The organism is Pseudomonas saudiphocaensis, from assembly GCF_000756775.1.
GTDB lineage: Bacteria > Pseudomonadota > Gammaproteobacteria > Pseudomonadales > Pseudomonadaceae > Stutzerimonas > Stutzerimonas saudiphocaensis.
Genome location: NZ_CCSF01000001.1, coordinates 3,296,220 through 3,311,196, shown reverse-complemented (window position 1 = coordinate 3,311,196; position 14,977 = coordinate 3,296,220). Strand labels below are relative to the sequence as shown.

At 62.1% G+C, this 14,977-nt stretch carries 14 protein-coding genes and 1 pseudogene; all 15 read right to left on the bottom strand.

What is annotated here, in order from left to right:
• Positions 1-19: 19 nt before the first annotated feature.
• The 15 genes and pseudogenes from BN1079_RS18070 to BN1079_RS15320 all read right to left on the bottom strand — a co-directional run bounded on the left by BN1079_RS18070 (position 20) and on the right by BN1079_RS15320 (position 14,811).
• On the bottom strand, positions 20-421 hold the full coding sequence (locus tag BN1079_RS18070) for a CZB domain-containing protein (protein ID WP_414860271.1): 402 nt from the start codon (positions 419-421) through the stop codon (positions 20-22).
• 60 nt (positions 422-481) lie between these two features.
• Positions 482-751 (bottom strand): annotated as a pseudogene (locus BN1079_RS18065) (methyl-accepting chemotaxis protein); the annotation flags it as partial.
• 414 nt (positions 752-1,165) lie between these two features.
• Positions 1,166-1,912, bottom strand: coding sequence for an SDR family NAD(P)-dependent oxidoreductase (locus BN1079_RS15375; protein ID WP_037025968.1), 747 nt, complete (start codon positions 1,910-1,912; stop codon positions 1,166-1,168).
• 112 nt (positions 1,913-2,024) lie between these two features.
• On the bottom strand, positions 2,025-3,215 hold the full coding sequence (locus BN1079_RS15370) for an NnrS family protein (RefSeq protein WP_037025967.1): 1,191 nt from the start codon (positions 3,213-3,215) through the stop codon (positions 2,025-2,027).
• Between the two features lie 101 nt (positions 3,216-3,316).
• Positions 3,317-3,481 (bottom strand): hypothetical protein, encoded by a 165-nt coding sequence (locus tag BN1079_RS17745; RefSeq protein WP_171819306.1) that lies wholly within the window; start codon positions 3,479-3,481, stop codon positions 3,317-3,319.
• A 346-nt stretch (positions 3,482-3,827) separates the two neighbouring features.
• On the bottom strand, positions 3,828-4,001 hold the full coding sequence (tatA, locus tag BN1079_RS15365; RefSeq protein WP_037027006.1) for a twin-arginine translocase TatA/TatE family subunit: 174 nt from the start codon (positions 3,999-4,001) through the stop codon (positions 3,828-3,830).
• A gap of 34 nt (positions 4,002-4,035) precedes the next feature.
• A complete protein-coding gene (locus tag BN1079_RS15360) occupies positions 4,036-4,617 on the bottom strand; it encodes a nitrous oxide reductase accessory protein NosL (protein WP_037027004.1) in 582 nt (193 codons plus the stop codon).
• A gap of 26 nt (positions 4,618-4,643) precedes the next feature.
• Positions 4,644-5,471, bottom strand: a complete 828-nt coding sequence (locus tag BN1079_RS15355) for an ABC transporter permease (protein ID WP_037025966.1) — start codon at positions 5,469-5,471, stop codon at positions 4,644-4,646.
• Positions 5,468-6,394 carry an ABC transporter ATP-binding protein gene (locus BN1079_RS15350; RefSeq protein ID WP_037025965.1) on the bottom strand — a complete coding sequence of 309 codons (927 nt, stop codon included), beginning with the start codon at positions 6,392-6,394 and terminating at the stop codon, positions 5,468-5,470. The genes BN1079_RS15355 and BN1079_RS15350 overlap by 4 nt, the downstream gene beginning before the upstream one ends.
• On the bottom strand, positions 6,391-7,722 hold the full coding sequence (locus BN1079_RS15345) for a nitrous oxide reductase family maturation protein NosD (protein WP_052114497.1): 1,332 nt from the start codon (positions 7,720-7,722) through the stop codon (positions 6,391-6,393). Before BN1079_RS15345 ends, BN1079_RS15350 begins: the two co-directional genes overlap by 4 nt.
• A gap of 124 nt (positions 7,723-7,846) precedes the next feature.
• Positions 7,847-9,760, bottom strand: coding sequence for a TAT-dependent nitrous-oxide reductase (gene nosZ / locus BN1079_RS15340; protein WP_037025964.1), 1,914 nt, complete (start codon positions 9,758-9,760; stop codon positions 7,847-7,849).
• Between the two features lie 72 nt (positions 9,761-9,832).
• Positions 9,833-11,935, bottom strand: a complete 2,103-nt coding sequence (gene nosR / locus BN1079_RS15335; RefSeq protein WP_231850810.1) for a transcriptional regulator NosR — start codon at positions 11,933-11,935, stop codon at positions 9,833-9,835.
• A 495-nt stretch (positions 11,936-12,430) separates the two neighbouring features.
• On the bottom strand, positions 12,431-13,681 hold the full coding sequence (locus BN1079_RS15330; protein ID WP_037025961.1) for an acyl-CoA dehydrogenase family protein: 1,251 nt from the start codon (positions 13,679-13,681) through the stop codon (positions 12,431-12,433).
• A gap of 272 nt (positions 13,682-13,953) precedes the next feature.
• Positions 13,954-14,394, bottom strand: a complete 441-nt coding sequence (locus BN1079_RS15325) for a CopD family copper resistance protein (RefSeq protein WP_037025959.1) — start codon at positions 14,392-14,394, stop codon at positions 13,954-13,956.
• Between the two features lie 69 nt (positions 14,395-14,463).
• The gene (locus BN1079_RS15320; RefSeq protein WP_037025957.1) at positions 14,464-14,811 is read right to left on the bottom strand and encodes a hypothetical protein; all 348 of its coding nucleotides are present in this window, start codon (positions 14,809-14,811) and stop codon (positions 14,464-14,466) included.
• Positions 14,812-14,977 lie beyond the last annotated feature (166 nt).

The following is a 14,977-nucleotide window of genomic DNA, read 5'->3' as shown; positions in this document are numbered from 1 at the left end:
GCCTAGTATGAGTTAGGACTCAGGCGAACTCGTTGCAGCTCCGAGCTGCTTCTTGCTCTTGGACGACGTACGCAACGATACGCATCACCTCCAGGTTGGCCTCCTCCATACGGCCCAGGCAGGCCAGCGTCTCGTCCAGCGACTGACGGCTGAATGCCTGAATTGCCTGCTGCCCCTGTTCATGTACTGCAATGTGCGGTCGCTCGATCTGCCGGAAGTGATCCTGCTTTTGCATGCCGCGATTGGCCTCACCGTAATACCAGCGGCCGAAACGGCATTCGCGTTCGTCCGGCAGGTTCGGAGCCTGTTGGCGAGAGGCGTCCAGAACATGGTTGTAAACCACGAACTTGAGCGATAGCTCGTCCAGATTCGCCAGCTCGATCCCGGCACGAAACGATGAACTCTCGATCCCCTGGCGCATGTTTCCGGCCAACCGATGGAGCCTCTCCATGGCCTCGACAGCCGTTTCGGTAGTGCGGCTGAAACTCTGCGCCATCCCGCTCTGCGAGCGGATATAGGCGTGGACGTTGGCGATCTCCGCCTGGATCTCGCTAATCTTGTGCACGATATCTGCGGTCGCCAGTGCGGTCTTTTCCGCCAGGCTGCGAATTTCGCTGGCGACGACTGCAAAGCCGCGCCCGGCCTCGCCAGCGCGCGCCGCCTCAATGGCAGCGTTCAGCGCCAGCAGGTTGGTCTGACTGGCGATGCCGCTGATGAGATCGACGATGCCGTTGATTTCCTGGGAGCGCCCGGCAAGGGTGTCGACCTTCAGCGAAGCCTCGTTGAGGCCGCCCTCCATCTCCGCCGCCCGGCCCTGTAACTCGCCGAACTGCTTCTGGTTGCTCATGGCCGCATCGGCTACCTGCTCGGCACGCGCATGGTTCTCACCGAGTTGCCCCGTGAGGTATTCGAAGGAGTCTCCGAGATGGGTGACAGAAGCACTGAAGCGAATCAGGTTGCCGGCCACACCGCGGTAGTAGTCGAGTTGCCGCTGGGCTTCCTGGCCGCTCGCCCGGGCTGCCGCCAGCTGCTCCTTCAACGCATTGATGTGGGCCGCCTGCTCATCACAGGTCGTCTGCAGATCGTCACGCTCCTGCCGCAGCTGCCGGGCAGTCTTTTTCCATTTGAACAGCATGCTCGCTCCTGCTTTCTCGGGGGCTGGGGATCAGTTCAGGGTGTAACCGTTGTCCACGACCCAGTCCTGGCCATAGACGCCGCGCGCGCCTTGGGAAAGCTGGAACAGGATGACGTTGGCCACCGCGGCGGACTCCAGGAAATGCCCTGGCAGGAGGCGCTTGCCGACCATTTCGGCGACCTGCTCGAACTGCTCGTCGCTCAGCCCCAGCGTGCCCCAGATTGCGGTTGCCGTCGGGCCCGGCGAGACGATATTGATGCGCACCCCCAGCGGCGCGAACTCCACCGCCAAGGTGCGCGCCTGGGCAACCAGCGCCGCCTTGCTGGCGATATAGGCCGCCAGCCCCGCAAAGGTGCTGCGGGTCAGGAAGGTACCGACAAATACTACCGAGGCCGGCCGGGCCAGTTCGTTGCGCAGGGCACCGAGGGTATTCAGCGCGCCCGCGCCGTTGACGGCCCATTGCCTGTCAAAGGCGCTCATGTCGAGACTGTCGCCCAGCTCGGCGATTCCGGCATTGGGTACCAGATAATCCACCGGCCCTAGCTGCGCTGCACGCCGCGCCAGTGCCTGCAGATCATCCCTGGAGGTAACGTCCCCCTCCAGCCAGTGCAGCTTTTCCGCATAGATCTCCAGCAGCGACTTCAGACCACCGACACTGCGTGACATCGCCAGAACACGGGCGCCACGCTGGAGCAGCTCGGTGCATAGCGCCAGGCCGATACCGGAGCTGGCACCGGTGATCACCGCGAAGCGATCCTTGAATTCAGTATTTTTCATCTACATCTCCGATGCCGGCACTTTGCCGAGCCGCAGGCTGCCCTTCCGCCCTGGAAAGGCAGCAGTTTTTATCAACGAGAGGCCAGAGGCCGGGAAGGTTTGGGCTCGGCGGTCAGCCCGGATGGCCGTCGACCCGCGCCGTCACCAGCATCGGTGCGTAGCGCCAGACATAAAGCCCCAACGCGGCGGCCCAACAAGCCGCTGCCAGCCAAAGCGAACCCAGCGGCCAGAGGGTCGAGAGGAACACTCGGGACAGCGCCCCCAGGTTGAACAGCACAAAGGCCCAGACGATGCCCGGCGGCAGCTCAAGCGGCCGGCCGGTATGGCCCAGCGTGACGCGGGCGATCATCGCCAGGATCAGCCCGCCCATGGCGCCAACACTCAGGGCATGCAGCGACGGACTGGAGTTGTTCAGCAAGCCGAAATTCCACAGTGCCAGCCCAACTGTCGCCACCACCAGCCAGAGCATCGCCAGGTGTAGCGACCACAGCAGCGGCACGTTGCGGATGCCCGCGTCATACCAGCGGATCAGGCGCAGCAGATGCCCCAGGCCGACGGCCAGAAACAGCACCCCGAGCAGCGCATGCGCTACCAGCGCCACACCCGAGGCATAGAGAACCGCGATCAGCGCACTGCCGACCAGCAGCGACCAGTCAAGCCAGGGCCATGCCTTCACCTGCGCCGTGCGCCCGAGGCCGCGCTGAGTGAAGAACGGAATCACCCGCCCGCCGATAAGCGTCATCAGCGCCGCTACCAGCCAGAGCGCAGCCAGCACTCCCTGGCGCTGCAAGCCATCATCACCCAGCGCGATACCGGAAAGCACCAGCAGCTCGGCGCCGATCATCAGGCTCAGCACGACCACGATGGGATAGTTGCGCGTCTGCCTGACCACCCAGAGCATGCGCCCTATCAGTACCAGAACCCCGAGCAGGAACAGCAGATTGAGCGGCGCCAGCAGCACCAGCGGCAGGCCCAACAGCCAGCTCAGGCGGGCCGCCAGCCAGACACCGGCAAGAACCATCAGGCGGTTGCCGGAAACACCCGGCTGGCCGGTCCAGGTCTGCCCGGCCGTCAGCACAAATCCGGCGACAATGGCCATGGCAAAGCCGAAGAGCATCTCGTGACGGTGCCAGGCCAGCCAGCCACCGGTGGGTTGAAAACCGGGCCAGAGACCGGTCCAGGCTGCAATCCAGAGGGGAATGGCGAGCATGGCAAAGATGCTGCCGGCGAGAAAGAACGGGCGAAACGCAAGCCGCCACACGGGCGGAATACTTAGGGCTTTTCGCCGATCGAGAACTTGCACAAGGCCTCCTGAAGCTTCTTCTACATCGGGCAGTGAACGCTCCACCGCACCTGATAGTGAAGGCTGTCACCACTACGACAGCCACAGGTACTTTCTACAGCTTAGGCGGCCTGGTCAGACTTGATTGCAATCAGATTTTCCAAGAGTAGGTGCGCCAGCGACGTGTGGTGCCCATGGCCGGCGAGCTGTTGCGCTTTTGCCGTATGAATCACGGCTTGCCGCAGACAAATCAGGCCGCGGACGCTGCAAACCTTCTTCGCGGGCATGGCCCGCTCCTACGCTGGGGCTGAGCGCTTTTCCGTGGGAACGGGCCATGCCCGTGAAATAGCCGGCGAGCTGTTGCGCTTTTGCTACATGAATCAAGGCTTGCCGCAGACAAGCCAGGCCGCAGAGGCTGCAACTCCCCTTCGCGGGCATGGCCCGCTCCTACACTGGGGCTGAGCGCTTTTCTGTGGGAACGGGCCATGCCCGTGAAATGGCTCTACACCGAGGTGTGGTCTTGTTCCCACGCATGCCTTCGCCCGCAGCAGACCAGTGCTACATGTCCAGCGGGCAAACGGTTTGGAAAATCGCACCATGCGGCTGCTCGGAAGCAGCCGCATCGATGCCGGTCTACTTGATCTCCTGCTTGACCGGCTCCGGGCTGTTCTCCCCTTCGTTCACCGATTTGCGAAAGCCGCTGATGGCCCCGCCCAGGTCGGAGCCCAGGTTGCGCAGGCGCTTGGTGCCGAACAGCATGACCACGATCAGCAGAATGATCAGAAGCTGCCAGATGCTGATACCCATCATTTCATTCACCTCTTGGAAGTTGCATTGCCGTTCAATGACCCGCGTGGTCATGCTCGTGATCGTTCATTTCCTCCATGTGCTCCACAGGGTCGTGCCCCATGTGCCCCATGCCCGGAAAACTCTGCAGCACTGCCTGATCGATCTCCTCGAAACGCAGCACCTGCCCACCATGCTCGGCCGCCAGTTGCCGTGCAGCATCCTCATCGGCGAACGATGCCAGCACCGCGCCCATGGCGCCCTCAAGCTCGGTGCCGGCCACATACCAGGCGCTCCTGGCGTCGATCAGATGGGCATCATCGGGTTGCGCCCAGCTGCCGTGCGCCATGTCATGCACATAGAGCTTGGCATCCAGCACGCGGTTTTCCGGCTGCAGCCACCAGCCGATCATCTCCCCCGTGGAGCAGAACTTCTTCACGCCGCCCCTCTCCACCGCCTGCCCCTTCGGGCCGGGGAAATCCAGAATGGCCATGCCGCAGACATGGCACTCGTCGTCAGCATGGAACGCCACCGGCTCTACCGGCTGCGTGGCCTGCTCGGACTCGCCGCATCCTGCCAGCCCCAGCAGCAACAAGGCGATCAGCACGCTGGAAGCCTTGGTATATAGCGCTTTCATCATTTCAGTTCCTTCCTCCAATGAAATCAGGCAAGCCGGCGGCGAAACACGCCGTATGCAGCCAGCAACGAAACACCCATCCAGACCAGCAGGCAAAGCCAGAGCGCCGCAGCCGGCAGCGGCAGGTCACTGCCCAGCGACAGCACGCCCATGGCGTTGCCGCCTTCGAAGCCGGACAGGTTGATCAGCCGGTAGATATCGGCAGGATTGAGCAACAACAGCCACGGCAGCAGTTCCGGGCTGAACTTGCCCTCGCTGAGCACCAGTAGGGCCAGCAGCACCAGGTCGAAGACCAGCACGAAGAGGAACCAGACGCCCAGCGCCAGGCCCGCCGCGCTGGATTTCTCGCTGACCTTGCTGCTGATCACGTAGGCCAGCGCCAGAAATACCCAGCCCAGCAGCGTCGAAGAGATCATGAAGCGGCCGAAGGCCCAGACCAGCACGCCCAGCTCGATATCCTCGACCAGCAGCGCAATCGCCACAGCGGCACAGCCGAAGCCGATCAGCACTGCCAGCGCCAGGATCAGACCATGACCAACGAATTTGCCCAGCAGGATCTGCCCGCGCCCCAGCGGATAGGTCAGCAACAGCATCAGCGTGCCGCCCTCGTCTTCGCCGACGATGGCGTCATAGGCCAGCAGCAGCGCAATCAGCGGCATCAGAAAGGTGGCCAGACTGGCCAGACTGGCGATGGTCGCCGGGATCGAGGTGAAGCCCAGCTGCCCCGAGGCTGCCGCGCCCAGCCAGGCGATGCCCACTGCAAGCACGGCGAATAGCAGGCTGATCGCCAGCAACCAGCGGTTGCGCAGACCGTCACTGAGTTCCTTGCGGGCAATGTTCCAGACCTGATTCATGCCTTGCCCTCCGCCGCCCGCACGTCGCCGGCGCGCTCCATGTAGTAGCGATACAGATCCTCCAGCGAGGGCTGATGGATCTCCACGTCTTGGGGCTCGCCCTCGCCGAGCAGCTCGCGCAGCAAAGGCAGCTTGTGGCCGTTGACGGCGACCACCTCGACGCCATCGGCGCCATGCCGCTGCGTCGAATAGCCCGCGGCGTTCCAGCGCTCCAGCCAGGCGTCGCTCTGGCTCATGCCGCTGGCACGAATGCGGGTCGGCAAACCCGCCTCACCACGCAACTGCTTGATGCTGCCGATGGCCTGCAAACGGCCCTTGGCCAGGATCGCCGCGCGGTTGATATGCGCTTCCACGCCGGGCAGCACGTGGGAGCAGAGGATCACGCTGGTACCGCTGCGGCGCAGGCGATCGACCAGCAAGTAAAGCTCCTGGGTGGCGATTGGGTCGAGACCCACGGTGGGCTCGTCGAGGAGCAGCAGCCGCGGTTCGCCGAGCACCGCCTGGGCCAGACCGAGGCGCTGGCGCATGCCCTTGGAGTAGGTTTTCACCCGACGGTCAGCGGCGTGAGCGAGGCCGACCTGCTCGAGCAGATCGTCTACCTGGCCAAGCGGCGTGCTCTTCAGCCGCGCGAAGTGTCGCAGGGTTTCACGCCCCGTCAGTTGCGGGTAGAAGGTCACGTTCTCCGGCAGATAACCCAGCTGGCGGCGCACATCGGTGGTGCGCGGATCGCGCCCCAGCACCTGGACGCGCCCTTCGCTGGCCTGCAGCAGGCCGAGAATCAGTTTCATGCTGGTGGTCTTGCCGGCGCCGTTATGGCCGAACAGCCCCAGCACCTCGCCCTCGCCCAGGCTCAGGTTCAAATCCTGCAACACGGTCATGTTGCCGTAACGCTGGCTGACGCCCTGGATCTCGACAGCATTCATGAGTGGGGCCTCTGCGTTGTGTTCATCGGTTCCTCGGTGACGCCTCTGGCAGGCGGCTTCATCAGCGGATGGCTGTCCTGCACCCCCGGTGACTTGACCACCGGAAACGCGCGCTGCACCCAGCGCAGCACTTCGATGCTCGGGCTGTTCATCAGCAGGCGCACCTGGGGGTACATCCACAGCAGGCGGTCGACGTTGTCATTGGGCTCGTAGGCGATATCGCCCAGACCGTCTTCGTTACGGTCCCAGCCCAGGTAGTCGCTCCAGTAGTTGCCGCGGCCGTCCACCGACCATTCCTGGGTGCGTATGGCAACGTACTTGACCTGCTGCGCATTGCCGACGAACGCGTTGCCGGAGATACGGTTGTCTTCCGAACCCGCAGTCAGGTGGATGCCCAGGTCGCTGCGCTGGAAGTGGTTGTCCTCGATGGTGTTGAACAGCGAGTTGTAGATGAACAGCGCCTTGCCTTCACCGCCGCTGATCATGCTGTCGCCACCGGTATCGCCACGCTCCACGTCGGCGACGAGGTTGTCGCTGATCGTCGAGTAGGTGATGTAGTTCATCAGGATCCCGTAGTTCTGGTCCTGCTCCGAGCGGTTGCCGGTCACGGTCAGCTTGCGGCTTTGCATCAGCGCGTAGCCGGTGCGGGTGCGGCGAGTGGTATTGGCGATGACACGGTTGTCATGGGAAAACATGTAGTGCACGCCATAGCGCAGATCCTCGAACAGATTGTGCTCGATGCTGTTGCCGTTGGAGTTGTCGATATAGATGCCGTCGCGGGTGTGCCAGACGTGGTTGCCCAGCACGCGGGCACCTTTCACGGAAAACAGGTGGATGCCGTTGCCGCGATCCTGGGAACGCAGGCCGAGGTCGCCTTCGATCCGGTTGCCTTCGATCAGCACGTTCTGGTTGAGCTCCGCCCAGATCCCGAAGCCCGCTCCCTGCAGGTAGTTGTTGCGGATCACCGTGCCATTGGCCGTGGGTTCGAGAAAGATCGCTGCGTTCATCTGGGTCAGGTCGCGGCCCGACTCGCGCAACTCACACCCTTCGATGGTGACGTCCGCTGCGCGCACGGTAAGGACGTTGCCGCGGTTCTGCCCGCGGATCACGGCGCCCGGCGCACAGGTCAGCGTCATCGGCTGGTCGATTAGAAATTGTCCGCTGTAATCGCCGGCCGGCAGCGTCCAGCGGTTGTCGCCCTCTGCCTGCAGCGGCAGAACGGTGATGGGTTGCGGCGCCGCCAGAGCGGCGCCGCTGGAAATCATCAGCGCCATGAGCGCCAATGTCGCTTGCAATCGATGAGTTGCCTGAAATCCGAGCACAGCCATTACCTTCTTTCAGTATCCAGGCGAATCATGCAGCACAGCAGCCGAGGGTTGCCGTGCCGGAAAATGCTCGTGGGAGCGACGCGGCGCATGCGCCTGACCGCCCCACGAATCACGCAGCCTGGCCTCAGGCCGGCTCGACCATCATGCGACCGACCATCTCCATGTGCAGCGCATGGCAGAACCAGCTGCAGTAGTACCAATGCAGGCCGGGCTTGTCGGCGACAAAGGTGATGGAGGAGGTCTGCTGCGGGCTGATCTCCATGCTCACGCCATGGTTGACCATGACGAAACCGTGGGTCACGTCCTCGATCTGGTCGATGTTGGTCACGACCACGGTCACTTCGTCACCCTGCTTGACGGTGAACTCCTGCACGCCGAACGCCGGCGCCATGGAGGTCATATAGACGCGGACCTTGTTGCCGTCGCGGATGACCTTGTTGTCAGCCGTCAGGTTGATGCCGTCCTTCTCGGCCATCTTCACGGTTGGCGCGAAGAACGGATCGTTGCGGTCCCAGATCTTCTTGGTCTTGATCTGATCACGGCGGGCCATGATGCAGTCATGCGGCTCGGCATAGGTCGGGCCGTCGTGTACCAGCTTCATTTCATCGCCCGAAATATCGATCAGCTGATCGTTTTCCGGGTGCAACGGGCCGGTCGGCAGGAAGCGGTCCTTGGAGAACTTGGACAGCGCCACCAGCCACTTGCCATCGGCTTCGCTGGTTTCGCACAGCGAGGCGTGCAGGTGGCCCGGCTGGTAATGCACGTCGAGCTTCTGCTTGATGTAGTTGACCTTCTCGCCCTTGTAGGCACGGCGGGCCTCCTCCATGTTCCACTTGACCACCTGGCTGTCGATGAACAACGTGGTGTAGGCGTTGCCGCGGCCGTCGAAAGTGGTATGCAGCGGGCCGAGACCCAGTTCCGGCTCACCGACCACCACGTCACGCTCGTCCTTCAGCTTGCCGGCGAACAGATCGGGCAGCATGTCGATGGCGATCATCGAGCAGGTCGGCGACAGCTTGCCGTTGGCGATGAAGTACTTGCCATCGGACGAGGTGTTGAGGCCGTGAGGGTTCTTCGGCACTGGCACGTAGCGGGTGAACTCGCTGTTCTTGCCATCTTTCTTGCGGCCGTCGAGCACTGGCGTCTTGGAGTCGCCGAGGGTGATGAACTTGCCGGCCTTGACGGCTTTTTCAATCGCATGGATGTCGAACACCACCACCCAGTCGCGCTCGTTGCGCATCATCCCGCCCAGGTCGAAGGCCCTCTCCGAGTTGTAGCAGGTGGCGGCGGCAAAGCGGCCGGTGTAGTCGGCGTCGGTGTTGTCGAGGTTGCCGTCGACGATGACCTGGAAGGCCATTTCCATGGTTTCCGCATCGATGGCGTTGTACATGGTGTAGCTGTTTTCATCCTGCAGGTCGAAGACCTTGCCGTCGTTGGGGTGCGGGATGATGAACTCGGCGTTGGCAAACACGTACTTGGTGTGCGGCACCTTCTGCAGACGCAGACCGTGGATGGCCTGGACGTTGGGAATGGTGAGCATCTTGTCGCACTTCATGATATCCAGGCGGATACGTGCAACGCGGCTGTTGGCCTTGTCGTTGATGAACAGGTACTTGCCGTCGTACTTGCCGTCGGTCATGGAGATGTGCGGGTGGTGGCAGTCGCCGTTCAGGAACTTGGCGCTTTCGCCCATGATCGCGCGGCTTTCGTTGGTCAGGCCCCAGCCGCTGGCCGAGTCGACGTTGAACACCGGGATACGCATGATTTCGCGCATGGACGGTACGCCCAGGACGCGCACTTCACCCTGGTGGCCGCCGGACCAGAAGCCGTAGTAGTCATCCAGTTCGCCGGGGCCAACGTGGATTTTCTGCTTGGATTCCTTGACCGCCTGGGCCCAGGACTCACGAGTCATTACCGCACCGCCGAGCGCGGTGGCGGCCACCGCTGCACCGGTCACGGCGCTGGCACCGAGGAAGCCGCGGCGGCTGAGGTTGAGCTTCTCAGGCGCCTGGGTGTTCTTGGAATCTTTGTCGCTCATGGGGTTTCGCTCCTTTGGGACATCTTCAAACACGGGTCTAACTACCAGTTCGAGCGGCTGGCAGAAGCGCGCTCAGGGTTCCACCACTTGCACGGGAATCAACTGCGGTGCAGCTGGGGCCTTTTTGTCACGCCGGGCGCGCTTGTTCTTCGCGATCAGCGGCGGACACTTGTTCTCGTTGTGATAGGTCATCTGGCAATCGAGGCAGTAATGGCACTCGTTGTGGTTGATGTGCCCATCCGGATGGATCGCCTGCACCTCGCACTCGTTGGCGCAAATCTGGCAGGGGTTGCCGCATTCCTTGCGCCGCTTGAGCCAGTCGAACAGGCGGAAGCGGCCGGTGATCGCCAGGCCTGCGCCCAGCGGGCAGACGTAGCGGCAGTACACCTTGCGGGTAAAGATGTTGATCACCAGGAGGAATACCGCGTAGGCGACGAACCACCACTGGCGGTCGAACTTGAGGGTGATGGCGGTCTTGAACGGCTCCACCTCGGCAGCCTTCTCGGCCATCATCATCGACTCCAGCGAGATGCCGAACAGCACCAGCAGGACGATGTACTTGATCGCCCAGAGCCGCTCGTGCACGGCAAAGGGCACGTCGTACTGAGGAATCTTCAGCCAGCGCGCGGCCTCGTTGATCAACTCCTGGAGGGCGCCAAAGGGGCACAGCCAACCGCAGAACACGCCGCGGCCCCACAGCAGGATGCTGGCGGCAGTGAACACCCAGAGAATGAATATCACCGGGTCGGTGAGGAACAGTTCCCAGCGGAAGTCCTGCACCAGGGCATGGACAAAGGTCAGGACGTTGACCACCGACAGCTGCCCCAGGGCGTACCAGCCGATAAACACCACGGTGAAGATCAGATAGCCGTGGCGCAGCTTCTTGAGGAAGTTGGGGTGCTTGGCGAATTTGTCCTGCATGAACAGGATTACGGTCAGCAGTGTCAGCGCCACCAGGATCACGCCGATCTGGAAGCTCTTCTGGTACCAGATATTGACCCACAGCGGACGGTTGGCCTCTTCGATGGCGGCCAGTTCCTCGGCAGTCAGCGGCGGCCGCTCGAAATAGGCATCAGGCAGCAGGTAGGGCATTTCGAAGCTGGTGAAGATGCTCTCGATCGGGCCGATCTGACGACGTACCAGCAGCTCCAGGTTCCAGGCCGAACCGGGGTCGAAACGGTATTGCTCGCGGGCGATGAAGATCGCCATCTCGAAGAAGTCCGGCATGCCCTCGGCGTAAACGTCGGATAGGCGGATGAAGTCCAGGTCGCGGAAACTGATGGTGTCGCCGAACTGACGCAGCTGCACCCGATCGAAGATGCCGCCACGCACATAGCCCGAGCCCTTGAACGAGTAGTCACCGTTGGCCAGCACCGCGAACGCGTGCTCGCCCGGCTTGAGGTTCTCCATCAGTTCGCTGTACTGACGTTCGCCCAGCAGGTTGCGGCCAATGGTGGGCGGGTTCAGATGGGTGGCGTAGAGATCGATGAAGGTCTCGTCGCGCTGCTCCGCGCTGGCCACGTCGACACCCTCTGCCTCGGTGCCGATGAAGGCGTCGTCCACCTGGCCTCGGGTCAGGTGCATGCGGCGGATGGCGCCATTACCCGTCAATTCGGTCCAGTTGCTAGGCTGATAAATATCTTCGCGTACCAGGGCGATCTTCGGCCGAGCACTGGCGCCGGCGGCCACCAGGCCCAGGTCCACGGCGACCGTGTGTGCGGCGCGCATGACGATTTCGTTGATCACCATCACCGTCACGGTGGCACCGGTCACGGCATCGATGGTCACCGCGCTCTGGTCGCTGGAACGGCCGACCACCACGCGCTGGTCGGCCCTGATGCCGGCGTAGTGGGCGTTGAAGTCGTGCACTTTTTGCTCGGGAATGCCGATCAGCACGATGGGTTCGTGGTGTTCGAGCATGTAGGCATCAACGATGGCGCCTGCAGGGTCGAGCAGGATCTGCATGTTGATCGGCTTGCCGGAGTAGGCCGGCATGTCGGTGACGTGGATGCTCTGGAAGGCGTAGCCGTGCACCGTACCGACGCCGTCGGCCAGGGTACGCACCTGGTATTCGCCCTCAGGCTCGGAAATGTGCGTAGCGCGGGGGAAGAACTGCTCGATACGCTGCCGTTCGGCCTCGTACTCCTTGGCCTGCAGCGTCAGGCTGGTGAACATAAGGAATACTGCGACCAGCAGACACTTCCCCCAATTGCCACTGACTACAGACGTACTACACAGGGGCTTCATATCACTCCACTTCCCGCAGAAATGTTCGAGGCATGGTAGGTGACACGAGTCGGGTTTACCCTTGATTACAATCAAGCCCGCCATCTAAAGCGCGCTTCCGTTGAGCCATGTCAACGAAAGCGCAGATGCACGCCAGAGCCTGCCATACCTCGATGAAGACTAGCTGCTATTCAGGGACGTTCAAGATATGGGGCTTTTGGCGGCATCCAGACGCTGTCGTCCATTACGACCACGCCGGACAAATACCTAGCGGCGCAGCGGCTGGAGAGAAGTCCCGAAGAGAAAAGGTTTACGTTAAAGCCATCGGCATCTGGCACGAAAGGACCCAACGCACCGGCTGGGCTGGAACAGCACCGCTTCGCTATTCCAGCCCAGGTTCAAAAGCTACTGCATCGGCAGCAACCCCGCTGACGAGCGCTCCGATCAGTGGCGACCCGGTGGCGTGAGATAGGCTGCGGTGGCGCCACGACTGGCCTCGCTGGCCTTTATTTCCATCCTCGTGATGCTGCGCAGATGCACCTGGTCGGGGCCATCGGCAAAGCGCAGGGAACGCCCGCCTATCCACATGTCCGCCAGCGGCGTGTCAGGCGTCAGACCCATGGCTCCATATACCTGGATTGCACGATCGACGACGTTTGTATGCATGCGCGGCACCAGCGCCTTGATCATGGCGATTTCCTTGCGTGCCGCCCTGGCGCCGACCTCGTCGATCATCCAGGCGGTTTTCAATACCAGCAGCCGCGCCTGCTCGATCTCGATACGCGACTCGGCAATCCAGTCGGCAATGTTGGAATACTGCGCCAGGTATTTGCCGAAAGCCTTGCGTTCCTGGCTACGCTCGACCATCAGCTCCAGCGCCAGCTCGGCCATGCCGATGGAACGCATGCAGTGATGGATGCGACCCGGTCCCAGGCGCGCCTGGGCCATCATGAAGCCCTCGCCCTCCTTACCCAGCAGGTTGCTCGCCGGCACTCGCACATCCTTGAACAGTAGCTCGCAGTGGCCCTCGGGGGCGATATGGTTCATCACCGGAATATTGCGCACCAGCTCCACGCCAGGCGTGTCGAAGGGCACCAGAATCATGCTCTGCTGCTGATGGGTGTCGGCGTCGGGATCGGTCTTGCCCATCACGATCAGCACCTTGCAGCTGGGGTGCGCGGCGTTGGTGATGAACCACTTGCGTCCGTTGATGACGTAGTCGTCGCCGTCACGGCGAATCAGGGTCTGGATGTTGGTGGCATCCGATGAGGGTACGTCCGGCTCGGTCATGGCGAAGGCCGAGCGGATCTCGCCTTCGAGCAGCGGCTTGAGCCAGCGCTCGCGCTGCTCAGGCGTGGCGAACATGTGCAGCAGCTCCATGTTGCCGGTGTCCGGTGCATTGCAGTTGAACACCTCGGACGCCCAGTGCACGCGCCCCATGATTTCCGCCAGTGGTGCGTATTCCAGATTGCTCAGGCCCATTCCCGGCTCGTCAGCGCCCAGCGACGGCAGGAACAGGTTCCACAGCCCTTCCGCACGCGCCAGCGCCTTGAGGTCGTCCATAAAGGAAACCGGGTACTGGCCGGCAGCAACCTCGGCATGCCAGGCGCCGATGCGCGGCACAATGTGCTGATCCATGAAGGCGTGCAGTTGCTGACGCAGTGCCTCCACACGCGGGCTGTAGGCGAAATTCATGCGATACCTCTGGGTTCGGGTGGTTACATTCACCTTAAACCCGGCAGGCGTGAAAGCAACGAAAGTACGCCTGCTGAATCAGGCCCAATCAATGACACGATGGGCACCGACAGAAGCACCTGCGGTGCTTGCACCCACCAAGCTGAAGCTTCCAGCGCATCAGGAAAATGTGGGAACGGGCCATGCCCGTGAAGAAGCCCGCATCAGCGTGCAGACGCTGTTCGTGGGCATGGCCCACTCCTACAGGTGCCAGGCTCTGGCCCACGACCGCGCTACCAGCTCAGATAAAACATCGCCTTGGCCAACACCACAATGCCGACCATCTGCAGAAAGATGGCCCAGTGAATGGCACGGTAGCGCCCCGGTGTCATCCGCCCGCTACGCAGCAGCATGGCCACTGCGCCAAAGGTGAAGAAGACACCGATGGCGAGCAGAATCTTCAGCGTCAGCAGCGTGCCGAAACTGCTGGCAAAAGGATCGGCAAGCAGATGCCGATGATGCCAAGCCAGGCCAATACCCGCGCCGTAGACGAACAGCACCACCCAGTGCAACACCACCCGCAAGCGTGCGCCGACCGCCTTGTCGACACGCTGCATCAGCTCCGGCTCGATCTGCTGCCGCACCCTGGCCAGCACGGCCACCTCGATAAACAGCGCACCGATGAAAAAGATCGCACCCAGCAAGTGGGTCACATGCAACAGGGAATAGCTCATTTCTGCCCCTTGGTCGTCAGGTTTTCAGCCTAGCACTCCAGCCATCTGCCTTGCCCCCGACAGATTGCCTCACGGACGCGCGGCCAACTGGCTGCCGCCTCGCTCGACCTGCTGACCGACTTCGAAACCTTTGGCGGAGGTCCGCAGATGACTGATATTTCCTTCTTCATCCCGGAGCACATAAAGGCTGTGATCCGGCCCCGCCACTTCCTGCACACCCTGTCCGGCGAAATACCCCACCCCAGCGCCTACCAGTGCGCCAAGCGGACCTCCGGCAGCGGCCCCCAGCATGAAGCCACTGAGGCCACCAAATCCGCCGCCCAGCACACGGTCCCTTTCTACGGTCATCACTTCATCGGCATTCACCAGGGTGCATGTCAGCAGCAGTACACTGGCTATCACTATCGACTTGTTCATGCGGAAGCGCTCCTTCGAAGCTTTGGAAATGCATCCGTCTCTTTCATGAAGCGTGCCGTCATTTATATCGATAAGAATCAAGAAGTTACGTATAAGCATGTACTAATCACCCTGACGACACAGGTTGAAAAAACCACACGATAAGTAATTTAGACCCTACCTGATC